This is a genomic window from Bradyrhizobium sp. 23 (assembly GCF_023073295.1).
GTDB lineage: Bacteria > Pseudomonadota > Alphaproteobacteria > Rhizobiales > Xanthobacteraceae > Bradyrhizobium > Bradyrhizobium canariense_D.
Genome location: NZ_JADPJF010000022.1, coordinates 1 through 4,041, shown reverse-complemented (window position 1 = coordinate 4,041; position 4,041 = coordinate 1). Strand labels below are relative to the sequence as shown.

Genomic DNA, 4,041 nt, shown 5'->3' with positions numbered 1-4,041 from the left:
CCGTCCAGCACCGCGCCCTCCGGCGTCAGCCGGTGCACGTAGCCGGGCCGGCCGTCGGGCGCCTTTGCTTTGGCGAGCAGATGCTCGAGCCCCTTCAGTGCGATGGCGCGCCCCTCAGGGTACCAGCCCATCTGCGCAGCCTTGGCGTAGCACCAGATCTGACGGGCCTGCACGAACACGCGCCGCGGCGCGGCGCTGTCCGCCGTGCCGTCGCGGTGCAGCCGATCGATGAAACCACCCGCGCCATGGTCCCAGCCGACCGTCGACCACAGCGGCAGCGCCTCGTCGATCATGCGGCGCTTCAGGCGCGCGACGACGTCCGCTGCCTCCTCCGACGCACTGATTCCCTCGTCCGCCATCGCGTCCTCTTCAAACCTCGCCAATGGCCGTCTGATATCCATGCCGGCGGTGGCGCGCAACGGATGCCAACCCGGAAAGATGAGCCATGACCGCCCATTACGACGCCCTCGAGACGCGCGAACAAGCCGCGCGCGAGGCCGATCTGTTCTCCCGCCTGCCGGGCGTGCTGCGCTCTGCGATGACCGCGCCCGCCTATGCCGATCGACTGAAAGGCGTCGACCCGGCCGCCGTGATCTCCAGGGCGGCGCTGGCGGGCCTGCCGGTGCTGCGCAAGTCAGAACTGCCGGCCCTGCACAAGGCCTCCACGCCTTTCGGAGGGTTCGTCGCGGCGGCGCCCGGCTCGTTCCCCCGCCTCTTCACCTCCCCCGGGCCGATTTTCGAGCCGGAGGGGCGGCAGGCCGACCCCTGGCGCGGCGCACGGGCGCTGTTCGCGGCCGGGTTCCGGCCCGACGACATCGTGCTCAACACCTTCAGCTACCATCTCACCCCTGGCGGCTTCATCTTCGATGCCTCGGCCCGCGCGCTCGGTTGCGCCGTGATCCCGGCTGGTCCAGGGAATACCGAGCAGCAATTCGAGCTGATTGAGGCCTACCGTCCCGTCGGCTACAGCGGCACGCCGGACTTCCTGAAGATCTTGCTCGATGCTGCCGCAGGCTCGGGCCGCGACGTCTCCTCGATCAAGCGGGCGCTGGTCTCGGGCGCGGCCTTTCCGCCCTCGCTCCAGGCCGAGATCAAGGCGGGCGGCATCGACGCCTACCAGGCCTTCGGCACCGCCGATCTCGGCATCATCGCCTTCGAGACCAGCGCGCGCGACGGCATGGTCGTGAATGAGGATCTCATCATGGAGATCGTCAAACCCGGGACCGGCGATCCCGTGGCGCCCGGCGACGTCGGCGAGATCGTCGTGACCTCACTCGACCCGCACCATCCCTGGATCCGGCTTGCTCTCGGCGACCTCACCGCGGCACTGGCGGGGACCAGCCCCTGCGGGCGCACCAACATGCGCATCAAGGGCTGGATGGGCCGCGCGGACCAAACCACCAAGGTCAAGGGCATGTTCGTCCGCCCCGAGCAGGTCGCCGAGATCGGCAAGCGCCATTCCGCGCTCGGACGGCTGCGCCTCGTCGTCACGCGCCAAGGCGAGGCCGATGCAATGACGCTGAAAGCGGAGACGGCGGCCGCGAACGATGCGTTGCGCGAGGAGATTGCAGGCACCTTGCGCGCAGTGACGAAACTCGGAGGCGAGGTTGAATTGGTGAAGGTCGGCGCGCTGCCGAACGACGGCAAGGTGATCGCGGACGAGCGGTAGAGCTGGCACAAGCTTGCGCAAAACGCCCGGATTATCCAAGGCTTACGCGGTTCCTACATGTAGGGTGGTCGAAAAATCACAGGTAATTCCAAGCTCCGATCAGTTAATTTCCCGTCCAACAACAGGGAAGCTGCGGAGCCGAAGCAGGGAAGCCAGTCGGTTTAGCCCTTGGAAAACTCAGCCGCTTGACTTGTCGAGCGACCCGGTGCTGACCGTCACGTCTTGGACCCGACGCCGGAGAACTCGACTCAGCTGGAGATGCCAGACGCATCCGTCGGCTTCCAGCACGATATTGTAGCCGCTCTGGTCCACCTCACCCTAAGCACTATATGGTGGCCCTGCACCGTAGTACTCGGAGCGCATGGTCCAAGCGGCATCATAACTTAAGTGCTTAGCCAGGCAGATACACTCACACAACGAAAAAGCCCCGGACGGTGCCGGGGCTTTTCCTCTGAGCTTTGCGTTCGTATCAGTACTTCGCGACGACCGGACCGGTCCAGTTGAAGCGGTAGACCAGCGAGGTCGAGATCGTCTGGTTCCAGCTGTTGGCCCGGATGTCGCGGCCGACCAACGTGTTGGTCACGTCGAACAGCTCATTCGAGGTCTTCGCATTGTAGAAGGCCGAGCGATATTCGGTTTTCATGAACCAGCCGGGCGACTGGATGCCGAAGATGTTCAGGTTGTTCTCGACGCCGCCGCCGATGAACCAGCCGTTGCGGTTGTAGCTGTTGAGGTGGATTCCAGCAGGAACGCCGGCCAGCGTCATGAAGTTGGTCTGGCCGAAGTGGGCGCCGGAGTAACCGCCGTTGACGTAAGACAGAACGTTCGGAGCGACCAGCCAGCCGAGACGGACACCAGCGGCCCAGGAGTCTTCCAGCTTCTGCGTGCCCGTGATACCTGCGATCGGATCCTGGATGGTGGCGCGGATGCTGCCGAACTGACCGTCAGCGAACACGCCCGCGACCCAGGTGCCGCTGAACTGCCAGTCGTAGCCGAGACCGACGGTGCCGAACCAGCCCGAGCCGCCCTGGCGCTGGTCGATGGTCAGCGGAACCGCACCGACCGTCGTCTGCACGTGCTGGTCGGCGTTCGAGAGACCGCCACCGCCGCCGCCGAAGATGTAGAAGCCGGTCCAGTTGGCGACGGGAGCCGCCATCGGGGCCTTCACGTAGGGGCGGGCGCCAAGGTCAGCCGCCGAGGCGGAACCGGTCATCGCGGCAACCGCGGTCAGTGCGAGCAAAATCTTCTTCATCTTAAAATCCCCAAGCGGTGTGCGTCGATGTCTTGGGCAATCTATCTCAAACGGCCCGAAATGCTGTAACCCAGGGGCCACAGTAACGGGCAATCGATGGGCGATGCTGGCTAGCAACAAGGCAATTCTGACTAAATTATTCCGCGACAATCCAGCGGCCACAGCCAGCTATCTAACTGAAAGCATGCGAGAAAACGACTTTGATGCCGCGCGGACGGCTCTCAGCCGCGTTATACAGGCTCAAAACGTGCAGATGGTAGCCCGGGACGCCGGTTTAAGACGGGATACCCTGTACAGAACATTCGGGGGTCGAATCGACCCTCAGCTCAGCCGCATCCTGGGTCTGTTTCGTGCGCTCAACGTGCAAGCCTGCGTGGTGCAGGCGGATTCGTCTGAGGTGCAGAGTGCAGCGGGCGGGACGGCCCCCGATGGATCCGAAGGGTTCGCAAAGCGACTAACGCAAGGCCTCGCCAGCAACCGCTTCGAGGAGGCAGTCCTCGCATTGAAAGAAGCCGTGCTGTCCCAGAATGTCTCCTCCTTGGCGAGGGAGGCCGGGATCGAGCGGAGAACGATGTACAAGACATTCGGCGGCGCCGTGGATCCGCATCTCAGCCGAATTTTGAAGGTCCTCGCGGCAATGCAGCTTCGGCTGCTTGTCGTTCCGCTTCCACACAGATCAGGGCTACCACGTCCCAAACTTGGTCGGCCGCCAAAAGCTCCAAAAGCCAAAGATGCATGATCGTTGTTTCTATGCGTTTGAGCTCGCCTCTGTCGCCCCTGGCCTGCATCAATCCGCGCTATTTGCCGTTCGCCGTGATTGCTCAGGTTGACCGCATGGTTATCCTATCTCGGATTGAGAGCGGGATCATCACGGGTTTGCTGCCGGCGGCGCTCGGCAACGCCTTTCTCGTGTTGTACCTCGTGCTTGATCTTTGGCACAGCGAACGTGGATTTCATTTTCCGAAGCTCGCCTGGCTGGCTTCACCGTGTCGACTGGGGGGATTGCTGAGCTATTTAGTCGTCCGTGAACAAGGCTCTAAGCGATTGAGCAGGAGTCAGTTTTCCGGTTGCGGCGGCATTTGAGATTGCAGGGATTGGGGGCTTGAGGCCCCCAAACCTT

At 63.4% G+C, this 4,041-nt stretch carries 5 protein-coding genes; 3 read left to right on the top strand and 2 right to left on the bottom strand.

What is annotated here, in order from left to right; all coding sequences use genetic code 11:
• Window positions 1-359: AGE family epimerase/isomerase (locus tag IVB32_RS03135; protein ID WP_247409746.1), on the bottom strand; the 359-nt coding region annotated here is incomplete at its 3' end.
• 86 nt (window positions 360-445) lie between these two features.
• Here IVB32_RS03135 and IVB32_RS03130 point away from each other — a divergent pair.
• Complete coding sequence (locus IVB32_RS03130; protein ID WP_247409744.1) at window positions 446-1,669, top strand: AMP-binding protein; 1,224 nt, start codon at window positions 446-448, stop codon at window positions 1,667-1,669.
• A 469-nt stretch (window positions 1,670-2,138) separates the two neighbouring features.
• On the opposite strand, the gene IVB32_RS03125 is transcribed toward IVB32_RS03130, so the two are convergent.
• Window positions 2,139-2,921 carry an outer membrane beta-barrel protein gene (locus IVB32_RS03125; protein ID WP_247409743.1) on the bottom strand — a complete coding sequence of 261 codons (783 nt, stop codon included), beginning with the start codon at window positions 2,919-2,921 and terminating at the stop codon, window positions 2,139-2,141.
• Between the two features lie 103 nt (window positions 2,922-3,024).
• Between IVB32_RS03125 and IVB32_RS03120 the strand changes: the two genes are divergently transcribed.
• Both IVB32_RS03120 and IVB32_RS03115 read left to right on the top strand, forming a co-directional pair.
• The gene (locus IVB32_RS03120) at window positions 3,025-3,660 is read left to right on the top strand and encodes a transcriptional regulator (protein ID WP_247409741.1); all 636 of its coding nucleotides are present in this window, start codon (window positions 3,025-3,027) and stop codon (window positions 3,658-3,660) included.
• Entirely contained in the window at window positions 3,657-4,004 is a 348-nt protein-coding gene (locus IVB32_RS03115) for a hypothetical protein (protein ID WP_247409739.1), read from the top strand. Before IVB32_RS03120 ends, IVB32_RS03115 begins: the two co-directional genes overlap by 4 nt.
• The last annotated feature ends 37 nt before the right edge of the window (window positions 4,005-4,041 follow it).